Consider the following 20333-nt stretch of genomic DNA (forward strand, 5'->3'; position numbering starts at 1 on the left):
CTATATCTTACTATGAGTTTTTTATAACTAAATAAGCAAATAGTATAAAATAATTCGTGTATTCGTGGCAATACTTATACATCTGCTTCTTTATTTTGTATTAAATTTTTATGTTTTCCGCCCCATTTACTGAGCTGGTTCCATATTGGAATCAAATCGATAGCAATTTCAGTAAGCTCATAATCTACTCTTGGCGGAACTTCAGCGTATACGGTTCTCTTTACCAGACCTTCTTTTTCCAGTTCTCTTAACTGTAAAGTCAGCATCCTTTCGGTTATTCCAGAAATAGCTTTCCTTAGCTCACTGAAACGCAGTTTTCCACCTTTTAACTTATCCAGAATCAAGAGTTTCCATCTTCCACCAATTTTACAAACGGCATAAGTCAAATCACACTCGTGAATGTACTGTCGGTTGATATTATTGGTTGAGTTTTCTTTTATTTTACCCATTACTTACAAATTTGTTAGTACCGCACAATTCGTCGTATACAATGCAAATGTAAGGTTTGAGATTTAATTTTGCCCTGTAAAACGAAAAATAGTCCAGCTAAAGAACAATAGCGCTTACGTTCTCAGCTATAATATTCATTTAAATCGAAATAAAATGCAGCTAACATCAAAAATAAATCAGATTGTAGACCAATTAGAAAAAATACAGCCCTTCAATGTACAAAATCCGCTAGATGCAACCCGTAAATATCTTGAAACAATGTCTCTTCAATTGAGTAGTAAGAAAGAACCTGTTGCTATCATTGAAGAACTGAATATTTCAAAAGAAAATCATCAGATTCCAATCAGAATATACCGTCCAAAAGGAAAAACAGTTCAAAAATCATCTGCTATTGTTTACATTCACGGTGGATGGTTTATTGCAGGAAATTTTGAAACCCATGATGCTGTTGTTCGTAAATTGGCTAATGCAACAGGATCCATAGTTATTTTTGTAGATTATCGTCTTGCTCCGGAACATCCTTTTCCTGCAGGGCTGAATGACAGTATTGATGCTGTACGATGGGTAGTAGAAAACGCTGAAGTTTTAGGTATTGATGAAAACCAGATCGGGATCATTGGAGACAGTGCAGGAGCAGCTGTTTCCACTGCTGTTTCCACTCAAATGGGAGAATATTTAAAATTTCAGGTACTTATTTATCCTGCTGCGGATAATCAACTCAATACAGAAACCTGGAAAGTCTATGAAAACGGTCCTGTTCTAAATAAACAGGGAGGTATTGAAGCATGGAACTGGTATCTTCCAAAAGAAGAACTTGATAATCCTCTTGCCATCCCAGTGAGAATAAAAGACTTTAAAGAAACTCCACCAACGCTTATGATATTTGCCGAACATGATCCATTGTTGGACGATGGAAAGCAACTTGCAGAGAATATGAACAATGCAGGCGTTTCACTTAAAACAAGTTTTTATAAAGATATGGTTCACGGTTTTATGCATATGGGAGAAATTCTGGAAGAAGTACAACTTGCAATTGAAGAAATGGCTGCATTTGCTCATCACAATTTTAAGATGGTTAAAGAAAATCAGGAATGAAAAAGTATGCGTACATAGGTTGTCTGGGATTTATAGCAGTGATTACCACAGAATTTGGGGTCATTGGGATTTTGCCACAGATTGCTGAGCATTATAAAATAAGTATTGATAAAGCAGGTTACCTGTTGAGTGCTTTTGCTCTTGTTATAGCACTCACAGGACCTTTTATGACCCTTCTCACTTCAGGAATTGATCGTAAGAAGATCATGTTCATTGCTGTATTCATGTTTCTGCTTACAGGAATTATTTCATCATTTTCACCTCCTTTCTGGCTATTGATGATCGTAAGGATACTTCCTGCATTTCTTCAGCCTGTTTATATTGCAACAGCATTGTCTGTAGCTATTTCCGGAGCAGATGAAAGCAGAAAAAATGGTTTGATGAGTATTGTTTTCAATGGGGTGGCAATCGCTATGGTAACTACAGTTCCTTTTGCAACATGGATTGCCGGTTTATGGTCTTGGGAATACTCATTTATAATACAGTCTGTGGTAAGCTTCATTGCTTTAATCACTATTTATTTTCTTCTTCCCGAAATGCCTGTTAAAGAGAAAAAATCTTATGGAAGCCAGATTAAGATTCTTGCACAGCCTTCATTTATACTGAGTACATTAGCCAATTTCTTTATGATAACGGCATGGTTTTCCAGCTACAGCTATTTTGCAGAATATCTTGGAAAAGGTAAGGGAATGAATCCTTCTATGATAAGCTATATGCTGCTTTTATTTGGAGTGATAGGTATTATAGCAAATTGGATTGCCGGAAAAATGCTTAATAAAAATGTAACGCGAACGATGGCATTCTTTCTCTCCGGAACTCTTTTGGTTCCTATATTATTATATTTATCAGACGGAAATTTATGGGCAACTGTAGTCGTGATTGGAGTTTGGGGATTTCTATATTCGCCAAGTTTTCTTAACGCTTCTACCTACATGATTTCCTCTGCACCCGACGCACTGGAATTTGCCAACAGTTTAGCCACTTCTTTTGGAAATCTTGGAGTAACATTGGGAACTACAATCGGAGGATGGATTATCATTACAAAAGGAGTGGAGTATACGCCGTGGATAGGGTTTATTTTTGGAATTCTGGCATTTTTAATGATATTGATAAGAAGTATTTTAGAAAAAAGAAATCAACAATTTTCTACCTGTCATAATTAAACTGTAACATTTTTTGTTACATTAAATAAAATGCGTATCTTTGTTTGATCAATTTGATTTAAAATTAAATACAATGAAAATAGAAATCTGGTCGGACGTGATGTGTCCGTTTTGTTATATCGGAAAAAATAATTTTGAACAGGCATTAGAAAAACTTCCATTCAAAGATCAGGTGGAAGTAGAATGGAAGAGTTTTCAGCTGGACCCAACATTGGATGCCAATAAGCCTCAGACTACCATACAGTATTTTGAAGAGAAAAAAGGAGTACCGGAATCTCAGGCTAAACAAATGCTTGCTCAGGTTGCTCAGATGGGAAAAGGTGCGGGAATTAATTTTGATTTTGAGAAAGCATTAATTGTAAATACTTTCACTGCTCATAAACTTCTTCATTTAGCTAAAAAGCATAATAAGTCTAATGAAATGGAAGAAGCTTTATTCATCGCTCATTTTATAGACGGTAAAAATGTAGGTGATCCTGAAGTATTGGTTTCTCTTGCAGAAAATATGGGAATCGATACGGAAGAAGCAAGACAGGCTGTCACTTCTGATGAAATGGATTATGAAATAAATCAGGACATCCTTGAGGCAAGAAATAATGGTGTTACCGGAGTTCCATTCTTTGTTCTGAATGGAAAATATGCAGTATCCGGAGCACAACCTGTAGAAGTATTTGAAAATGCTCTTCAGCAAACTTATAAAGAGACGGTGAGTCCTTTTAAAGATCTTTCGGGAGACAGCGGTGCATCCTGCGATGCTGATGGCTGTAGCATCTAAGAAAATAAATCTTTAATCCCCAAAACAATTCTCTATTGCTTTGGGGATTTTAATATATTTACTAAAAAAGTACGCACCATAATACTTCCGAATTACAATAAAACTCTCGTATCTTTGTAAGACAGCTTCAGTAGCTGTATAAAATCTATTTTCTCAATGATAAAAATTAATAATGAACTTCATTATCCGATTGCAGATACGCTTTTCGTTTTTGCATTGGATTCAGAAGCGGGAACAGTATTTGACGGAAAAAATAAATTAATAACAGGTATCGGAAAAGTAAATGCTGCGATAGAACTGACTAAAGAAATCCATGCCAGAAAACCAAAGCTGATTGTCAATTTGGGATCAGCAGGAAGTAAAGGATTTCATAAAGGAGAAGTAGTTTGCTGTACGAAATTTATTCAGAGAGATATGGATGTAAGAGGACTTGGTTTTAAACTTTATGAAACCCCGCTATCCGGAGTTCCGCCTGTCTTGGAATATGGTATTAAAATGGATACACTAAAAGAAGGAATCTGCGGAAGTGGTGATAGTTTTGAGATGAACCATTCTGAAACGGATTACAATATTGTAGATATGGAAGCTTATCCATTGGCACTTATTGCTCATCAGGAAAACATTCCGTTCCTGTGTTTAAAATATATTTCTGACGACGCAGGAAGTGATGCAGCAGACGATTGGAGTGTACAGGTACATTTAGCTTCTGAAGCATTTAAGAAAATATTATTCTCATAAAATAGTATCATGGCATCCATTATCATCCATAAAGCTTCATCTGAAGATTGGGAAATCATACAACACCTCGGAATTCAGACTTTTACAGAAACTTTTGCAAAAGATAATTCTGAAGAGGCTATGAAAAAATACCTTGAGGAAAGTTTCAATGCAGAAAAACTGAAAGCTGAACTTAGCAATAAAGAATCCCATTTCTTTATTGCCTGGGAAGAAGACAATCCCGTTGGATACCTTAAAGTAAACACTGGTAGTACCCAAACAGAATTACAGGATGAAACCAGTCTTGAAATTGAAAGAATCTACGTTAAACAAAGCCATCATGGCAAGAAAGTTGGGCAGCTTCTTTATGACAAAGCTTTAGAAATCGCTCAGCATCTTAATAAATCATGTCTGTGGCTAGGAGTTTGGGAAGAGAACTTAAGAGCATTAAACTTTTACAGAAAAAACGGATTTATTGAATTTGATAAGCATATTTTCAGACTTGGAGATGAAGAACAAACTGATCTGATGATGAAGAAAGTATTGGATTAGAAGTCATCTACACTGCGTGAACACCTTAGAATTTTTAAAACAAATCAATCAGTATTATCCTTTATCTGATAATACTATTCAACCCCTCTTGGATATCTGTACAGAAAAACGATTCAGGAAAAATGATCTTATTCTGGAAGCAGGAAATAGGGCAAGGTATTATTATTTCTTACAATCCGGATTGGTAGGATATTACACGGTTGATGAACAGGGCGACCCTATTTATAAAATTTTCTTTGAGGAAAACAGTTTTGTAGCTTCTACAGCAGCCATTATTAAAAATGAACCCAGTGATTTCAATATCATTGCCCTTGAAGATTGCTCTGTGATACAATATCCTGAGAAAGCTTACAGGGATTTATTAGAAAAACATCATGATCTCGCTCTTTTTCATATCAGATATTTGGAACATAACTGGGTCGTGAAAAAAGAACCGCTTGAAGTTTCTTTAAAATTTGAGACAGCGAAACAGCGTTACTTACAATTACTGGAAAATAAATCTCTGTATGACAGATTGAAACAACTTCATATAGCTTCTTATCTGGGAATTACACCTACACAACTAAGCAGGATAAAAAAAGACATTCACGGAAATAATTTATAATTAAATTTTATCATATATTTTTAATTATCAGGTATTAATGATATATTTCATATTTATGTGATATATTGCATTTTAGTGTTAACTTTGTATTATATCACTTATTAGAGATATAATTAACAAAAATAACCAATCATGAAACTACATCACACGTATTTCTATCATCCTGAGTTTGTAGAAAATAATGCTGCTGTTATTGAGCGTTTTGAACTTCTGGAAATTTCAATGCAAAAAATCCAAAATGCTTTAGGGAGGGAAGATCGTTTTATTGTTCCAGAAAATTCTTTTGAAACTACACTTTCCATGGCAATATAAGCAGGAAGAGGAGTTCTTAATGAAAGTAATATTTCCATTACTGATATAGATATTATTGTTTTTGTTACCAACTCTCCTGAACATCATATACCTTGTGATGCTATCCAGATCCATTATGCATTGGAAGGAAAGCCGGATACATTATGTTATGATATTAACGCCAATTGTATTGGAGGATTTATAGCACTGGATCAGGTATCAAAATACTTAACAGGAGCTGGCAAAGGAACAAAAGCTTTAGTTATTTGTGCTGAAAAATTTTCGACAATATTAGACCCTGATAACCCGACGACAGCTTTTTGTCTTTCAGATTCAGCTTTTGCCTTCATCGTAGAAAATGACGGAGATGCTACCTCAGGATTAATAGATGTATTGTATCATACAGACAGTAGCTTTTGTAATACTGTACTGTACCCGCCTAAAGGAAATTCAGGACATCATCCTGGTGATCTGACAACATGGGACCGAATTTTTGATGGAATGGGAAGTGTCAATTTTGCACTGGATAATATTACTCACTTTTTACATCGCAATCAGATAAATCTTGAGCAGATTGAATTATTCTTATTTTCACAGTTTTCTATAAAAAACATCAATATTATTCGCGAATACTTTCAGCTGCCAGAAGAAAAAATTCCTTTTTATTCTAAAGAACTGGGGTATACCGGAGCTTCCAGTCCGTTTTTAGCTTTAGACAAATATCAAAAAAAAGTAAAGCGCTTGAAAAAAGGTGATTACATTCTCATATGGACGCTGGGAACAGGCTATCAGGCAGGTTTAATGCTTTGGAGATATTAATTTATTGAATGATCTGGTCATATCAAAAATAAATTAACAAAAGCTTCAACATATGTTGAAGCTTTTTTCTTTTTTCTACCTCAATTTTGTTATGTCAAAAGGTCATTGGTACGCTATGTGTTTTGTCATCTAGAGACCTGTGATTATCATTAATTAAATATTTTTCAACATGAAGAAGCTCATCAACATTGTATTTGTACTGATTGCCTGTATTCAGTTATCAGCACAAAAGATTATTCATCAGGAAGTTTTCAGCCCGAAAATGAATAAAAAAATCAAAACCATCATCATTACCCCTGATATTCAACCCAAAACCACCTATCCATCGGTATATATTCTCCATGGCTTCAGTGGAAATCCGGAAAGAATTATTAAACAGGATATTCCGGATCTGGTTCAGAAAGCACAAGAGTATCAAACAATTTATGTTTTGCCGGATGGAAACTACAGTTCTTGGTATGTAGACAGTCCGATTGTGAAAGATTCACAGTACCAGACCTTTATTGGAAAGGAGCTTGTGGAATTTATTGACAAAAATTACCCAGTAAAAGCAGAGAAGAGATTCCGAGGTATCTTGGGATGGAGTATGGGAGGCTATGGAGCAACAAATATTGGGGTTACTTATAATAAAACCTTTGGTATTGTAGGAAGTTCTTGTGGTGCTCTGGATTTCAATTCCTTTGGGCAAGGATATAATAAATATATGGTAGATAAGGTGCTTGGTCCATTATTAACAATCAATCCTGGTTTCTTAACTGATAACAAAGTGAAACTTATGGCAGATGCCGGACAGCATTATATTTTTGATTGTGGAACTGAGGATGTACAGATGATCGGAATGAACAGAAATTTTCACAAAAAGCTTACAGATCTTAAAATCCAACATCTTTATATAGAATCTTTAGGAGTTCATGATGATAAATACTGGAGCAGATCACTTTCTGAGCAACTGACTTTGTTTGATAAGTTTTTTAACCAATAATATTAAATAAAAAACAGTTTTACATCAATAGATCTAACTGTATTGATAGATACGATGTGTATGTATTCTTCTTAACCCTTAAGAATCTGTTTTGAATGTAGATTACTGATATATTTTAACTCTATTGAATATTTGATTTTCAACAGTATTAAAATATATCAGCAAATCTTATGAGAGTTTAATAATTAAACGTGTAACCTGCAGAAAACGTTGTTCCACGACTCTGATAAGGAAAAGCTTTGATCTTCATATCGGCAAGATCTGTATAATTCATGGAGTTTTGCATTTGTAATCTTAATGAGAATCTTTTGGTAATCTCTCGTGCATAAAAAATAGAACCTAGAAGAAATTTTTTGAATTCTTTGAAAAAATATCGACACTTTTTTCCATTTCATCAAAGTTTAAATCTCCAAAACCAAGCCTCATTGCAGTTAGCCCTTTGTTCTGATACAATAATGTTTTGGGTATGAAAAGATTATCTTTTGCACAATTCCTGCTCAGCTGCATCAGATTCAGCGGAATATTCCATTGCAGCCAAATGGCAAGACCTCCAGATGGTTTTTCAAAACTGATATGATTCCCTAGATTTTCTTCCAGCAAATCACAGAAATGATCACGCCTTTCCTGATATACTTTCAAAGATTTCTTGAGGTAACGGTTAATTTCACCCTCTTCAATCATTTCACCCAATGTTCTTTCCATTAGAATATCTCCCTGCCTGTCTATGATTCCAAGGTGTTTCCGCATTTCCACCATAAGATTTTCAGGAGCAACAATAAAGCCTGTTCTGAATCCGGGAGCGAGCGATTTTCCAAAAGAACCGATATAGATCACCATACCGTTTGTATCTGCGCTGGCAAGAGGAAGAATTGGGCTTTTATCATAATGAAATTCATAATCATAATCATCTTCAAGAATTACAAAACCGTATTCATTCGCCAGCTCCAAAAGTTCCAGCCTTCTTTGTGCACTTAGAGCAACGGTAGTAGGATAGTGATGGTGAGGAGTAAGATAAAGCATCCTTATTTTCTGCTTTTTACATATTTCCCGTACATTTTCTACAATAATTCCGTCTTGATCTATCGGTAACGTTACAATATTAACTCCTGCTTTCTGAAAAATCATATTTACAGAGAAATAACTTAGATCACCTACCAAAACCGTATCTCCTGCGGAAAGTAAAATTTCAGAAACAATATAAATACTCATTTCCGTACTTCGGGTAATGAGAAGATTATTCTTAGAAATAGGGAGTCCTCGGGAAAGATTCAGGTATTGAGATAAATGTTCTTTAAAAAACTCGCTTCCATCATGGTTATAGTGACCTAATGTTTTCTGAGTGGATTTTCTTTTAAGAATAGAACTATAATATCTGGAATGCTGGCCAACCTGAGTAAGTCTTATATCCGGAACTCCATCATTAAAAACGTATTCACAGTCTGAATGTTCAAAAGGATTATCAAGAATGTTTGATGTTTTGAAGGAAAATCCTGTTATTTTAGGATAGTTCTGAAGATTATTTTCTTCAAAATCTTTTACTTTTATTGGTTTTTCCTGATCTTTTCCGATGACAAAGGTGCCTTTATTGGGGAAACTTTCTACCCAGCCTTGTGCAGACAATTCATCATACACCGCAACAGCAGTATTACGGTGAACATCCAGTATCTCACTGAAAGCTCTGGTACCGGGAAGCTTTGTTCCAAAGGGTAAATATCCTCTTTGAATAGCATTTACTAACTGATTTGCGATTTGAAGATAAATAGAAGTCTCTGATTTTCTATCTATTTTAATAAAACTTTCATAAGGAATCTTAACCGGACTATCCATAATATAAAAACTGGCACCATGGAACCATCCGGCAATATACTACTTTTGACTCAAAATAAAAATCTATGGAATTTCATCGCCTGCTTAAAAAAATTGTACAGGACGGCGGTACTCATGCCAAGTGGCTGAATACGCTTTCCTTCATGGAAAATGCCGGAGCAAGAAAGATCTCAAAATGTGAACACCCGATTCTGGTATCACAAATCCAGCTTAAACACGCTGCGGAAGAACATCGTCATGCCTATTATCTGAAAAAACAGATCAGCAAGATAGATCCGGAGCTTTGTAAAACATATGAAGATAAAGAACTTCTTGCTTCAATTGCTACCCGACAGTATCTTCATTCGCTTGATATTAAAGCATGCAGATACTTGCAGGACGTATTTCAATTAAACAAAGAAGATCTAAAGTATGCAGCCTATCTTTTCGTAACCTATGCTATAGAAGTTCGTGCGGATGAGCTTTATCCAGTATATCAGCAGGTTCTCACCGAAGAATCTTCAAGGATTATGGTAAAGTCTATTATTCTGGAAGAAGAAGGACATCTCGAAGAAATGATCAATCAATTAAATGAGTTCTCTACAGACTGGAAGCTCCATGCAGAAAATATATTAACGATTGAAAAGGGATTGCACGAACAGTGGATCAATGCGATTACAGAAGAAGTCGTACAGCTTGATTATGCTTAAAAACATCAGCCGTTTTGAGGAAGCGCTTCATAAAAGAGAGCAGGAAGGTACATTAAGAACTTTAAAGAGTCCAACTGAAGGTATTGACTTTTATTCCAACGATTATCTAGGGTTAGCAAGAAATAGAGAGTTTCAGGATATTTTATTAAAAAAGATCAATGATACTCCTCAATTGCTTTCTGGAAGTACGGGTTCAAGGCTTATCAGTGGAAATAGCAATTTGGTGATTTCTACTGAAGAATTCATTGCAAAAAAGCACAAATTTTCTTCTGCGTTACTTTTTCCATCCGGCTATAATGCTAATCTGGCGTTATTTTCAACACTTCCTAGCCGTCATGATACTATCATTGCGGATGAACAGATCCACCGTTCTGTACATGACGCCTGTAAAATGTCTCATGCTAAGAAATTAAAATTCAGGCATAATGATCTGAATGATCTGGAAAAAGTGCTACAAAGACAGAAAGGACATTGTTACATTGCCATAGAGAGTCTTTACTCCATGGAAGGAGACTTTGCACCTCTTCAGGAGATTGTAAAACTTGCTAAGCAATATAATGCAGATCTATTGGTAGATGAAGCTCATGCATTCGGCGTTTTTGGAAACGGATTGATTGAAAAATACGGATTGGAAAGCGAAATTACAGCAACCGTAGTAACTTATGGTAAAGCACTTGGTACTCATGGGGCTGCTATATTATGCAATGATATTATAAAGTCTTACCTGATCAATTTTGCTTCTCCTTTTATCTACTCAACTTCTGCACAGGATTTTCAATGGATGAGCATAAAAACAGGATACGAATTTCTGGAAGATCATCAGAAACTTTCTACCAGACTTAAGGAAAACGTAAAAGCATTCAGAAGCCAGGGATTGGAATCTCCATCTTCGGAATCAAGCCCTATTCAAGCTATTATCATTCCGGATAATCAAAAACTGAAAATGCTACAAAAATCTTTATTTGAAAAAGGTTTTCAAACGTATGCTATACACAGCCCGACAGTAAAAGAAGGAACAGAAAGACTCCGAATATGCCTGCATAGCTTTAATACAGAAGAAGAAATTATAAGACTGACAGAAATTATTAAAGAATTTATTTAAAAACAGACTAAATCGTAAATGAGAAAAGAACAGACTTTATTCAAATACTATTTTGTCTCTCAACATTATGAAATTATTTATTACAGGAATAGGAACTGAAATCGGGAAAACTGTTTGTTCAGCAATTTTAGTAGAACATTTCAAAACAGATTACTGGAAACCCGTACAATCAGGAGATCTTCATTATACGGACAGTAACAAAATTGAAAAATGGACAGATAATACGTATTGTCATCCTGAAACTTACCGTCTCCAATTAGCTGCATCTCCACATCAGTCTGCAAAAGCTGAAAATATACAAATAAACTTAGATGACTTCCAATTGCCAGATACTGGAAACTCTCTTATTGTAGAAGGAGCGGGCGGACTTATGGTTCCTCTCTCGGATGATGTATTTATGATTGATCTGATTGAACAACTGAAACTTCCCACAGCACTTGTTGTGAGAAATTATCTGGGATGTATCAATCATACTTTACTTTCCATTATGGCATTGGAACAAAGGAATATAAAACTGGAATATCTGATCCTTAACGGAGAATTCCCTGAAGATACAGAAAGAGTAATCTGTAATTATATTAAAAAAGAAACAAAAATTATCAGAATATCTGAGATTGATCCTGATAAAAAAAATATCACAACTACAGCAAAACAATTAAAAATAACAAAACTATGATAATGGATACAACAATCAGACACGACTGGACTAAAGAAGAAATTGAAAAAATATATCATTTACCTTTAATGGAACTGATCTATAAAGCAGCAACCGTTCACAGAGAATGGCATGATCCTTCTGAGGTACAGATTTCTACATTATTATCCATCAAAACCGGAGGCTGCCCTGAAGATTGCTCATATTGTGGGCAGGCAGCACGTTACCACACCAATATCAAAGTACAGGCTTTACTTCCTACAGAAACGGTAATTGCCCATGCTCAAAAAGCAAAAGACAGTGGTTCATCCCGGTTCTGTATGGCTGCTGCATGGCGTGAAGTACGTAACAATCGTGATTTTGACAGAGTAATTGATATGGTGAAAGGTGTAAATGAATTAGGCTTAGAAGTATGTTGTACTTTAGGAATGCTTACGGAAGAACAGGCTGTAAGACTTCAGGAGGCGGGATTATATGCCTATAACCATAATCTTGATACTTCTGAACAGTATTATGAAGAAATTATTTCAACAAGAACTTTTGATAACAGAATCAATACAATTAATAATGTTCGTAAAGCAGGAATTACAGTATGTTCCGGCGGAATCATTGGATTAGGAGAAACTCACAGAGATAGAATTTCTATGATTTTAACACTGGCTACTATGCCTAAACATCCGGAATCTGTTCCAATCAACGCTCTGGCTAGAGTAGAAGGAACTCCATTAGAAAACAATGAAAAAGTAGACACCTGGGAAATGGTAAGAATGATTGCTACCGCAAGAATTGTAATGCCAGCCTCTATGGTAAGGCTGAGTGCAGGACGTATAGAAATGTCTGAAACAGAACAGGCTTGGTGCTTCATGGCAGGAGCCAATTCTATTTTTACAGGCGAAAGAGAAACTTTATTGGTTACTCCGAACCCTGGTGTATCTGAAGATATGCAGATGCTGGAAACATTAGGACTGAAGCCTATGATGAAAAAAGAAACTTGTTGTTAATATCATTAATCACGTATTATGAGTTTTTGGATTTTAATTATGTGTATTATCAATTCAATTAAAAAACTTTTGTCAAATATTTTAAATGATTAATCTTTTATTTTAATCTTTAAACGCAACGCTCGCAAGGAAAGATAATAATTAGACTTATTAGTTTGCAACGGTATTTCATTCAGCAAAGGACACATGCCTCTGCTGAGTGTAACGCCCTTGCGATCATAATCAATGAAGCAATGATATCAGAAACTTAGCGAACATAGCGTTAAAACAATCTAAAGTAACCAGTACATATTCCACAATAATGAATAAAGTAAAAACCAGCCTGCAGAAAAGAGACAAAGACGTCAATTGGCATCCGTATACTCAAATGAAGACAGCTGATAATATAATTCCTATTACAAAAGGAAAAGGTATTTATCTCTACGATGAAGAGGGGAAAAAATATATGGATGTGGTTTCCTCGTGGTGGGTAACACTTCATGGGCATTCTCATCCTTATATTGCTCAACGGATATTCGAGCAGCTCAATACTCTGGAGCAAGTAATTTTTGCCGGATTTACGCATGAACCAGCGGTACAGCTTTCAGAAAACCTTTTGAAACTCCTGCCTTCTAACCAGAAAAAAGTTTTTTATTCCGATAATGGTTCAACGGCAGTGGAAGTAGCCTTGAAAATGTGTATTCAGTTTGCTCATAATAAGGAAAAGAAGAAAACTAAAATATTTGCGTTCAGGAATGCTTATCACGGAGATACTTTCGGAGCAATGTCTGTAAGTGAGAAAAGTTTTTGGACTAAACCTTTCGAAAGCATGCTCTTTGAAGTTGTTTTCATTGATACACCCAATTCCGAAAATATTGAAGACTTAAAGATTCAGATCAAAGATCTTGCTGATGAGGTGGCGTGCTTTATTTATGAACCATTGGTTCAGGGAGCTGCAGGAATGTTGATGTATGATGCTGAAGATTTAAACAGTCTGATGAAATTCTGTAGAGAACAAAAGATACTCATGATTCAGGATGAGGTTTTTACAGGGTTTGGAAGAACAGGAAAACTATTTGCTGCCAATCATCTTTCAGAACATCCGGATATCATGTGTTTTTCAAAAGGACTAACTGGCGGAACCATGCCAATGGGAATTACTACCTGTTCAAAAGAAATATTTGATGCTTTCTGGTCCGATGATCAGCATAAAACGCTATTTCACGGACATTCTTTTACAGCCAATCCTTTAGCTTGTACTGCAGGCTTAGCAAGTATGGAATTATTACTTAAAGAAGAAACCCAAATGAATATTCAACGGATTACCCAGCAACATTCTGATTTTATAAAAACACTTTCACTTCATCCTCAGATTGAAAATGCTCGTCAGATCGGAACTATTTTAGCTTTTGATTTTAAAACCGGACATGGCACATCCTATTTCAATGAGATTGGAAAGAAACTTTATAATGAATTTCTGCAGAGAGGAATCATCATGCGCCCATTAGGAAATGTTCTTTATCTGGTTCCTCCATATTGCATATCTCCGGAAGAGCTTAAGTTTGTTTATCAGAATATTCTTGAAGTCTTAGATCAGTTTAACGATTAAATATTTTACTTTAATCTAAATCTATATAGCATTCAAATTCATTATATCAATACACCAACATCCGATTTTCAATAAAAAAGAGGCTTTTCAAACAGAAATAGCCTCTTTTTATCTAGATTTTTAAATAAATAATATTAATCTTCTACATATTTATTTCTTGCAGCCTTCATTCCAAAATAAAGCATAATAAGTACAGCAATACTTAAAAAATAGAAGGACGTATTCCAGGAAATATCCCAATCATGAAGCTTTCCAAATACCGGAGGTCCGAATGCGGCAATAAGATACCCCACAGATTGCGCCATTCCGGAAATTTTCACCGCATTGATGCTGCTTTTCGTTCTTGTTGAAAAAAACAGAATTGATAAACTGAAAGACAATCCATTTGAAATTCCGATTACAACAGCATTTACATAGATCCATTGAGATTTTAAAAATACAAACATCATGGTGCTTGTAAACATTAGAGCACAGATAAAAAGGATCATTATTCTTTGATCTTTCATTTTACTGGCAATAATCGGGCAACAAAATGTAACTGGAATCATTGTAATCTGAATCACAAAAAGAACCCATCCTGCACTTTCACCCGGCATATTATAATCTGTAAGAAATGAGGGCAGCCATGCAACCATACAATAATAAAACAATGACTGTAATCCCATAAAAATACTGATATTCCAAGCCTGAGAAGACTTAAACATATTGAAATCGGAAGTACCCAAGGCAGGCTTTGGCTGATCGGAATTCTTTTTATTAAAAATCATTTCTAAAATCAATACAAGAAACCCTAAAGCAGCAATTACCAACCATATTCCTAAAGAACCGCGCCATCCGAAACCTGTCCATTCGCCAATTCTTACACTAAACCCTGATGCCAGAGCTGCCGTAAGATTCATGGAAACGGCAAAAATACCTGTCATGAGACCAATCTGTTTAGGAAAATTATTTTTAACGTACCCCGGAGTCACAACATTTCCAATGCAAATTCCCAGACCAATAAATACAGAACCAATGAATAGTAACCAAAGAGATCCTGTGATTCTTAAAAACAATCCGAAACTTAGAATAATCAATGAATACATCAATAGTCTACTAATTCCCAGTTTATTTGAAAACCTGCTCACCAAAACAGAGCACACCGCAAACATAAAAAGTGGAATAGAGGTAAGAAGACTCACCTGAAAATTATCCAGCTTCAAAGTATCTCTGACATCTCCAAGTACCGGAGATACGGCAACAATAGGTGAGCGGAGATTACTTGAGATCAGGATCACTACCAAAACATTTAAAACTAATAAAACATAAGAAGCATTCTTTCTTACTTCATTCTTCATCATATTAAAAACTTTTGTACAAAATTAAGACAGTATTTTTGTTTAATTTTGCCAAAGTTTTAACCTAAAACGACATGAATGCGAATGACAGTATAAAAATAGATGAACTGAATAAACCTTATTTCGTTTGGTTTGAAGAAAACTGGATTCATGATGATGTACTTCATTATCATCAAAAGGGACAGCTTGTGTATGTAGAAAGTGGTTTTCAATACATTACAATTGAAGAAAAGATTTACCTACTTCCACAAAATCATGCCGCGTGGATTCCGTCAAATATTATTCATAAAACCAATTCTCATTCTGAAAAGATCAAACTGATGATCATGTTTGCTGATACAGATAAAAAGAATCCTTTTTATGATGAGGTGAATGTATTTTCTGTTCCTCCCGTTCTAAGGGAAATGATAAAATATGCTGAAAAATGGTCTAAGCATCTTAAAGAAGACCGTAATGAAACTTTATTTTTAAAAGTACTTTTCAATGAACTTCCGCATTTCGTAGAGCATTCCCTGAAACTTCATATTTGTCTTCCAAAGGATAAACGGCTAACCAAAGTCATTGAATATCTTCATGATCATTATAATAAAGAAATCCGACTGGAAGATCTCGGTGATACAGCATTGTTATCTTTCCGTACTCTGGAACGTATCTTTAAGAAGGAAACGGGATTGACCTTAAGTAAATACCAACAGATGCTTCGTATCATTAAAAGCCTTGAATTATTGAGTTCAGGAAATTTAACGATTTCAGAAACCGCTTATGAAATAGGGTATAAAAGTGTACAGGCATATACCAGAAGTTTTTTGTCTGTGATGCAGGAAAGACCTTCCGATTTTATTAAAAATATTAATGTTAGCGTAGAAAAGGGGATTTATTAACATTTTCGGAGTTAAAAACTACCTTATTTAAAAGTACTTCCGTTATTCATTTTGATATATAATTCCCATTTTGCTGTATTTTCAGATAAGCATAAAATCACCAATTACAACATCTATCCAAACAAAAAGGTCCCCAGTGATGGAGACCTTAAAAAAACACAAATGATGAAAAAAAATTATTTCGATTCACAAATATAAGCAAAAATTATATTATGCAAAGCATCATATGTGCATTTTTTTTAAAAATTATTTATTTTAATTAAAAATAGTCATTCGCTAACATATTTTAGTTTTTCTTAACATTTTGAAATTTAGCCATACCACATACATTACAATGGTAAATATCAGCCATTCTATTACAGCACTTACTACATAAATACTCCTGATTCCATATATCATTGGAATAATAAGAAGAGCAGGAATATAAAGTACTACCTGTCTTACAATACTTATAATGGTAGCAGGTTTTGCATTCTCTATGGAAGGAAACCAAACTACCGCCATAAATATAAAAGGTAATGTAGGTAAAACACTCATATAAATTCTAAAATCCATTAGCTGAGCTTCATTAAATATTACATTCGGAATCATGACAGATAGAACCTCTGAAGGGAAATACATCACCAAAAACCAGAAGGGAAGGAGAATCATCAATCCTGTAAAAGAAAACAGCCGGTAAGCTCTGATGCTTCTTTCATATTTTTCGGCTCCAAAATTCATTCCTGAAACAGGCTGCAGGGCTCTCATCAATCCCCAGAGCGGCGTATTTAATAAGATATAGAATCGGTTTACCGCTGTAAAAAAAGTTATATCCGTATCTTTTCCATACTTAGCAAGGACATTAAACACTACAATATTCTGAACGACAATCATTACCATCATAATAAAACCCGGCATTCCTAAAGACAATGCCTCTTTGATGATAGATTGATCCCATTTGAAAGACCAAAAATTAGTATTGAACGATGCTTTTCCGGATGCATAATACCAGATTCCCAGAACCGTATAAATAATCATGGAAATATTCGTTGCCCATGCTGCTCCGCTTACTCCCCAGCCAAAAGTTTTGATAAACAGAGGTTTTAATGCTACATCCACAATTAATCCCACAGCAATCATCCATGCTGCAGTTTTCATTTTGCCTTCTGCACGGATCAGCATATTAAGAGCTAAGCCATGAATCCAGAAAAAACTTCCCAAAATTGTTGCCCTGAAGTATTCTACTCCTAAACTTAAAATCTCACCTCTTCCTCCCATCATATATACCAGTTCCTTAGCGAAAATATAACACGGAATGGTAATGGCAACAGAAAACAATAAAGTAAGAAAATTGACAGTTCCCATTGAGCGACTCAGCCTTTCTTTGTCATTTGCCCCAATCCATATGCTGACTGCAGAACCTACACCAGTACCAATCAACGTACCGAATCCCTGTGCAAACTGTGCCAATGGATATGCTACTCCCACAGCAGCCAACGCTGTATTGCTGATCAGATGTCCCACGAAAATTCCGTCCAGAAAATTATTCAATCCATAAAGAACCATTGCAATCACGGCTGGCCATGACATTTGCCACATTACCTTGTGTATCTTTTCATTTAAAATAAACTGTCTCTGTTGCTCCATTATTTTGCTGTAAATCATTAAGTAAAAGAAAGCTGGCGAAGAGGAAAGTATTTGTAAATGAAAATTAAATCTACTTATCTTTTAATCAACAAAAGATTCCTGCTTCTTTTCCAGCTTTCAATGAACACGTACTATTTTTTATTAATATAATTATTAAGAATAATTCTAAATAATATTAATATTTGCAAACTTACCAGCCCGCAATCTAATATGATGTCTATAAAGCGGAATAAATACTCCGTGAAAGGGAATAAGTGATTACTTTTTTAAATTAATCTGTAAATCATTGTGATTCTGATCATAAAGAAATACTTATAATTTCTTTTAATTTGGATAAAACAGATAATATGAAACCTAAAAACATTAAAGGAGTTCCACAACAAAAGTCCGGAGGATTTCATGATACGGAAAGCAGAAAACAGTTCGAAACAGAATGGGTTCCATTTAAATTTGAAATACTGAAGAAAAGATTTTTATCTGTCCATCAATGGAAAAGCTATTGCGGAGAAGCCTTTGCTGATTTTAAACTTTACGATTCTACCGGAAATCCTACCGAACGTGATCCTCAAAAGGGAGATTTCATCAGAATAAATATTCCGGGACCAGGAGAAAGGGAAGCCAAAGGTTATGATTGGGTGGAAATTGTTGATATATGCTTTTACCAAGATACTATTTCAGAAAGTATCATGATCACTTGCAGACCATCAAGAAATCCTATTGATACAAAAAGCACGCATATTGCTCATTTTTATAGCTCTAAAGCAACTTCTTCCTTCCTGATTTACAAAAGTCCGACCCATCTAAAAACTGCTGTATACGGACGGAATGAATCGCCCAACTTCAATGCTGCATTTATAGATATTCTAAGAAATATGACCGTAGCAGCTGGCGGAATGATGGGAATTGCAAAAATTCAGTGGAAAAAACTTACAGATGGGTTTCTGGATTTTGATTAGAAATAAATCTTATTCAAAAAAAGTGCTCTCATAGGCAAAATAGGGATGAATAAAGCATTTATTACTACATTTGCCAATGATTGATTTACCATCATGGAAGAACAGCTGGCTTTATACATCAAAGAGAAAATAACGGTAACAGAAGAAGAACTGGCTACCATTCTTCCTTATTTTAAACCGATCAGATTAAAAAAAAACGAATTGCTTCTTACCACCGGACAATCCAGCCAGAAAACTTTTTTTGTTGCAAGCGGATGTCTCAGAATATTCTTTATCAATGAAGACGGGCAGGATTCAACACGGTATTTTGCTTTTGAAAATCAGTTTGCGACAGCTTTAGTGAGTTTTATTACTTCTGAACCTTCTGAAGAATTCATACAGGCAGTAGAAGATACTGAAGTTTTCTATATCACCCATAAAGATTTTTATCACCTGCTTGACATTGTTCCGAAATGGGAAAAGTTTTACAGAATTTACCTTGAAATAGCCTATGTGACCAATACGAAACGTCTTATGTCTTTCCTGGTTCAGGATGCACTGGAAAAATACCGACAGTTATTGGAAGAGAACCCGATTATCGTCCGCAGGCTTTCTAATAAAATGGTTGCTTCATATCTTAATATTTCGCAGGAAACGTTGAGCCGACTTAAATCAAAGCTTTAAGTAAAATGTTATAACTACAAATCATTAAGTAAAATTCATCTTTAAATAACGTTGATCCAAGACCTTAATACTTTTTAAAACTTTAAATTCCCTAAAGGTTCAACATATAAATTTTAAATAAGGTACAGGTTTTAAAATCAGCTGAAAACCTCTTTATTAAACAAAAATTAATCTTCTACATTTTCCTCAGGAAAAATTTAAGCCCTATATTTGCAGTAATGTTAAAATGGTTCTCCATATTATGCTCGATGATGTATGTGCTGGCTACCACCAATGCGGGGGAAGTACTCAAGGTGCCTATGTTTGTGGAACATTATATGGAATATCACGGAAATCTTTCAGAATTCGTCATGGAACACTATGACAACCATAAAAAAGATGCCGACTGGGATGCTGATCAGAAATTACCTTTTATCAATCCTCCGATTGTATTGACCGTTCATGCACAGCTTCCGGAACTTATATTTAGTCATTCCTAAAAATAAATACAACGATTTGATATTCAATATTTTATTATCAAATTTCGCTTAAAAATGTTGTATAAAATTGCAGAAAATCGT

22 protein-coding genes are annotated in these 20333 nt (G+C 34.9%); 18 read left to right on the plus strand and 4 right to left on the minus strand.

Annotated features, from left to right (window positions below; all coding sequences use genetic code 11):
- Positions 1–74: 74 nt before the first annotated feature.
- Positions 75–449, minus strand: a complete 375-nt coding sequence (locus BW983_RS21410) for a winged helix-turn-helix transcriptional regulator (protein WP_076553822.1) — start codon at positions 447–449, stop codon at positions 75–77.
- A gap of 154 nt (positions 450–603) precedes the next feature.
- Between BW983_RS21410 and BW983_RS21415 the strand changes: the two genes are divergently transcribed.
- The 9 genes from BW983_RS21415 to BW983_RS21450 all read left to right on the plus strand — a co-directional run bounded on the left by BW983_RS21415 (position 604) and on the right by BW983_RS21450 (position 7448).
- Positions 604–1545, plus strand: coding sequence for an alpha/beta hydrolase (locus BW983_RS21415; RefSeq protein WP_076553823.1), 942 nt, complete (start codon positions 604–606; stop codon positions 1543–1545).
- On the plus strand, positions 1542–2708 hold the full coding sequence (locus BW983_RS21420) for an MFS transporter (protein WP_076553824.1): 1167 nt from the start codon (positions 1542–1544) through the stop codon (positions 2706–2708). Before BW983_RS21415 ends, BW983_RS21420 begins: the two co-directional genes overlap by 4 nt.
- Positions 2709–2781: 73 nt before the next feature.
- The gene (locus BW983_RS21425; protein WP_076553825.1) at positions 2782–3483 is read left to right on the plus strand and encodes a DsbA family oxidoreductase; all 702 of its coding nucleotides are present in this window, start codon (positions 2782–2784) and stop codon (positions 3481–3483) included.
- Positions 3484–3639: 156 nt separating this feature from the next.
- A complete protein-coding gene (locus tag BW983_RS21430) occupies positions 3640–4221 on the plus strand; it encodes a 5'-methylthioadenosine/S-adenosylhomocysteine nucleosidase family protein (RefSeq protein WP_076553826.1) in 582 nt (193 codons plus the stop codon).
- Between the two features lie 9 nt (positions 4222–4230).
- Entirely contained in the window at positions 4231–4752 is a 522-nt protein-coding gene (locus tag BW983_RS21435; RefSeq protein ID WP_076553827.1) for a GNAT family N-acetyltransferase, read from the plus strand.
- 16 nt (positions 4753–4768) lie between these two features.
- Positions 4769–5356, plus strand: coding sequence for a Crp/Fnr family transcriptional regulator (locus tag BW983_RS21440; protein WP_076553828.1), 588 nt, complete (start codon positions 4769–4771; stop codon positions 5354–5356).
- Between the two features lie 132 nt (positions 5357–5488).
- A complete protein-coding gene (locus BW983_RS24415) occupies positions 5489–5668 on the plus strand; it encodes a hypothetical protein (RefSeq protein WP_228409058.1) in 180 nt (59 codons plus the stop codon).
- 120 nt (positions 5669–5788) lie between these two features.
- Entirely contained in the window at positions 5789–6466 is a 678-nt protein-coding gene (locus BW983_RS21445; RefSeq protein WP_228409059.1) for a 3-oxoacyl-[acyl-carrier-protein] synthase III C-terminal domain-containing protein, read from the plus strand.
- Positions 6467–6635: 169 nt separating this feature from the next.
- Complete coding sequence (locus BW983_RS21450; RefSeq protein ID WP_076553829.1) at positions 6636–7448, plus strand: alpha/beta hydrolase; 813 nt, start codon at positions 6636–6638, stop codon at positions 7446–7448.
- Positions 7449–7787: 339 nt separating this feature from the next.
- On the opposite strand, the gene BW983_RS21455 is transcribed toward BW983_RS21450, so the two are convergent.
- A complete protein-coding gene (locus BW983_RS21455) occupies positions 7788–9275 on the minus strand; it encodes an aminotransferase-like domain-containing protein (protein ID WP_076553830.1) in 1488 nt (495 codons plus the stop codon).
- A gap of 65 nt (positions 9276–9340) precedes the next feature.
- Here BW983_RS21455 and BW983_RS21460 point away from each other — a divergent pair, with 65 nt between their 5' ends.
- The 5 genes from BW983_RS21460 (at position 9341) to bioA (ending at position 14310) form a co-directional block, all read left to right on the plus strand.
- On the plus strand, positions 9341–9964 hold the full coding sequence (locus BW983_RS21460) for a hypothetical protein (RefSeq protein ID WP_076553831.1): 624 nt from the start codon (positions 9341–9343) through the stop codon (positions 9962–9964).
- The gene (locus tag BW983_RS21465; RefSeq protein WP_076553832.1) at positions 9957–11066 is read left to right on the plus strand and encodes an aminotransferase class I/II-fold pyridoxal phosphate-dependent enzyme; all 1110 of its coding nucleotides are present in this window, start codon (positions 9957–9959) and stop codon (positions 11064–11066) included. The genes BW983_RS21460 and BW983_RS21465 overlap by 8 nt, the downstream gene beginning before the upstream one ends.
- 67 nt (positions 11067–11133) lie before the next feature.
- The gene (bioD, locus tag BW983_RS21470; RefSeq protein WP_076553833.1) at positions 11134–11742 is read left to right on the plus strand and encodes a dethiobiotin synthase; all 609 of its coding nucleotides are present in this window, start codon (positions 11134–11136) and stop codon (positions 11740–11742) included.
- A complete protein-coding gene (gene bioB / locus BW983_RS21475; RefSeq protein WP_185116878.1) occupies positions 11739–12722 on the plus strand; it encodes a biotin synthase BioB in 984 nt (327 codons plus the stop codon). Before bioD ends, bioB begins: the two co-directional genes overlap by 4 nt.
- A 301-nt stretch (positions 12723–13023) precedes the next feature.
- Positions 13024–14310, plus strand: a complete 1287-nt coding sequence (bioA, locus tag BW983_RS21480) for an adenosylmethionine--8-amino-7-oxononanoate transaminase (RefSeq protein WP_076553835.1) — start codon at positions 13024–13026, stop codon at positions 14308–14310.
- Positions 14311–14444: 134 nt separating this feature from the next.
- Here bioA and BW983_RS21485 read toward each other — a convergent pair whose 3' ends face one another.
- A complete protein-coding gene (locus tag BW983_RS21485; RefSeq protein WP_228409060.1) occupies positions 14445–15650 on the minus strand; it encodes a CynX/NimT family MFS transporter in 1206 nt (401 codons plus the stop codon).
- Between the two features lie 71 nt (positions 15651–15721).
- Here BW983_RS21485 and BW983_RS21490 point away from each other — a divergent pair, with 71 nt between their 5' ends.
- Positions 15722–16528 (plus strand): helix-turn-helix domain-containing protein, encoded by an 807-nt coding sequence (locus tag BW983_RS21490; protein WP_076553837.1) that lies wholly within the window; start codon positions 15722–15724, stop codon positions 16526–16528.
- Positions 16529–16804: 276 nt separating this feature from the next.
- Here the strand turns inward: BW983_RS21490 and BW983_RS21495 are convergent, their stop codons facing one another.
- Positions 16805–18154, minus strand: a complete 1350-nt coding sequence (locus tag BW983_RS21495; RefSeq protein WP_076553849.1) for an MATE family efflux transporter — start codon at positions 18152–18154, stop codon at positions 16805–16807.
- A gap of 347 nt (positions 18155–18501) precedes the next feature.
- Here BW983_RS21495 and BW983_RS21500 point away from each other — a divergent pair, with 347 nt between their 5' ends.
- The 3 genes from BW983_RS21500 (at position 18502) to BW983_RS21510 (ending at position 20252) form a co-directional block, all read left to right on the plus strand.
- Positions 18502–19110 (plus strand): hypothetical protein, encoded by a 609-nt coding sequence (locus BW983_RS21500; RefSeq protein ID WP_076553838.1) that lies wholly within the window; start codon positions 18502–18504, stop codon positions 19108–19110.
- Between the two features lie 93 nt (positions 19111–19203).
- Positions 19204–19773, plus strand: a complete 570-nt coding sequence (locus BW983_RS21505; protein ID WP_076553839.1) for a Crp/Fnr family transcriptional regulator — start codon at positions 19204–19206, stop codon at positions 19771–19773.
- Between the two features lie 218 nt (positions 19774–19991).
- Entirely contained in the window at positions 19992–20252 is a 261-nt protein-coding gene (locus tag BW983_RS21510) for a hypothetical protein (RefSeq protein ID WP_139329337.1), read from the plus strand.
- Positions 20253–20333: the final 81 nt, after the last annotated feature.

The sequence above is a fragment of the Chryseobacterium ureilyticum genome (assembly GCF_900156735.1).
GTDB lineage: Bacteria > Bacteroidota > Bacteroidia > Flavobacteriales > Weeksellaceae > Chryseobacterium > Chryseobacterium ureilyticum.